Genomic DNA, 2,123 nt, shown 5'->3' on the forward strand with positions numbered 1-2,123 from the left:
CAGCAGGCGTCCAATTACAATTCCCGGTGCCCTATTGATGGATTGAGCAAATTTTTTTATGGAATTAATATCAAAATATCCAGTAGAAGAAAATTGATTATAAGCTTCAGGTGGAATCAAAGAATTCTCTGCATATTGATCAGCCAAATCTTCCTGTTCTCCAGATTCCGTTTCAAACGATATTCCATAATCTCCATTCATTATATGACCAATTTCATGAAAAAGAGTGAACCAGAACGAATCTGCATAAAGCCTTCGATCATTAACCATGAGCATAATACTATCTCCGACCTTCTTTGTTGCTCCATTTATTTTTGATCCAGATAAGTTAGGTAATATTTCAAATATTACCCCCGCTTCAAGAAACGCCTTATATAACAGCGGATAAAAAAAATCGTGCTCTTGCGTTAATGTTAAAGCATATTTGACGGCAGCTACAAATTTTCTTTTATTAAACTTTGGTGCATCTACTTTGAGTGCCCTGTTTACAGCAATTTGAACCATTGTGTTTGCTTTAACAGTATTAGATTCCGAAAGCTCGCTTGTTGCGCTTCTAAAGCTAACCGCCATATCTCTTTCACAAAGCACGGTCAAACTGGACACATTTAAAAATTCTCTAACTTCTTTTATTTGTTCATCAACTTTTCTTGGCAAGTTTGGCAATCCATAATTATCTCTAAAATATTTATAATCCAAATACTCGAAAATCTTTTTCTCAGCTTTGATTTCATTCTCGTACGCGAATTCTGCAACGAGTTCATCAAACGCATTTTGTAAATTCATCCAATAGGTTACACTTGTACCCATCATTCTGGATAACTTCATTGCTATATCTACTGATAGGCTTTGTTCTCCTCTTATAAGAATACTTAAATTCTTAGGAGTAGTACCTAAACGCTTAGCAAAGTCTTTCTGCGTTAAACCGCTTTCATCAACAATTTCTTGAATATAATAGCCGGGATGGAATGCAATTTTATCATTGTACTCAATATAATTACTCATAATGTTTGCTTACCTCCCTTATTTCTACAATCTTTACTATGCCTGAAATTTCATCTATATTACAAGGAATAAAAGGTTCTTCATTTTCGTTTAGTGGCTGAAGAATTATTCTCCACTGATCTCTACGTGATTTTACATCTATAGCAAAATAGCCTTCCAAATTTCTACCATTTTTATTTTTCAAATCGTGAAAATGAAAAGCAGGTTGCACAATAATATCTCTTATTGTATCTGCTTGTTCCAATGCATTAATTCTAGATAAAAGAGTTCTTCCCAATACTGCATTTCCGCCGAAAAGTTTGTTTGCGACTTTCAAACTCGTACATTGTGATTTGACTTTTTCGCTTTCATATACTACTTGCAAATCCTCTCTCCTTGTATAATAAAATTACCCATTAGGTAATTTTATTATACACATTTGCTCTTTGTTTGTCAATACGAAAGATGATTTCTTAATGTAATGCACCTTCTGTCAAATTACCTTAAACATTCTGTGAGTCACCGGCTTTTCTTCCTGCTTTTCGGACTCTACCTGCACTTTACGGAATTCCTCCATTCGTCTCAGTTCTTCCTCTGCATCATCCAATCCCACATGGGTGTACACATTCATCGTAACTCTTATGTCTGAATGCCCCGTAAGGTACTGAAGCGTTTTCGGGTTCATTCCTGCTTTGGCCTGATTGCTGCAATAAGTATGCCTCCAAACATGAGGGGTTATATTTGGCATCTGTATTCTGTAAATATCGTTGTATCTAGCTACCATGTGGTTAAAGCTGTGCTGCCAATGCAATACCACTAGCGGCATACATTTATCATCATAGTACAGAAAACCACCATAGCCATCTATTAGCATTTCTCGTTTAGGCAGCAATCTATCTTCTATGATAGCCTGAAACATATCAGCTGCATCCTTTGTGATAGGGATTTTTTTCCTTCATGTATTACCGAATTTTTCAACCCCTAATTCTTTTTTGCAGCCACAAGAAGTTACAAATTCGAACAAGATTTGTCATTTTTTGCCCCTCTATCTTACTAAGTTGTTTAGTAAGGCAAAATTCCGGTGGAAATAAACAAATCTCCAAGAAAATTTCCTTGAAGATAGGTAAAGTAGAAATATATAT

2 protein-coding genes and 1 pseudogene are annotated in these 2,123 nt (G+C 35.3%); all 3 read right to left on the reverse strand.

Annotation, left to right across the window (positions count from 1 at the left end; all coding sequences use genetic code 11):
* Positions 1 to 1,002: HigA family addiction module antitoxin (locus BN587_RS07490; protein ID WP_044484549.1), on the reverse strand; the 1,002-nt coding region annotated here is incomplete at its 3' end.
* A complete protein-coding gene (locus tag BN587_RS07495) occupies positions 995 to 1,366 on the reverse strand; it encodes a hypothetical protein (RefSeq protein WP_021720513.1) in 372 nt (123 codons plus the stop codon). The genes BN587_RS07490 and BN587_RS07495, both read right to left, overlap by 8 nt.
* A gap of 108 nt (positions 1,367 to 1,474) precedes the next feature.
* Positions 1,475 to 1,927 (reverse strand): annotated as a pseudogene (locus BN587_RS07500) (tyrosine-type recombinase/integrase); the annotation flags it as partial.
* Between the last annotated feature and the right edge of the window lie 196 nt (positions 1,928 to 2,123).

The sequence above is a fragment of the Phascolarctobacterium succinatutens CAG:287 genome, assembly GCF_000434895.1.
GTDB classification, from domain to species: domain Bacteria; phylum Bacillota; class Negativicutes; order Acidaminococcales; family Acidaminococcaceae; genus Phascolarctobacterium_A; species Phascolarctobacterium_A succinatutens_A.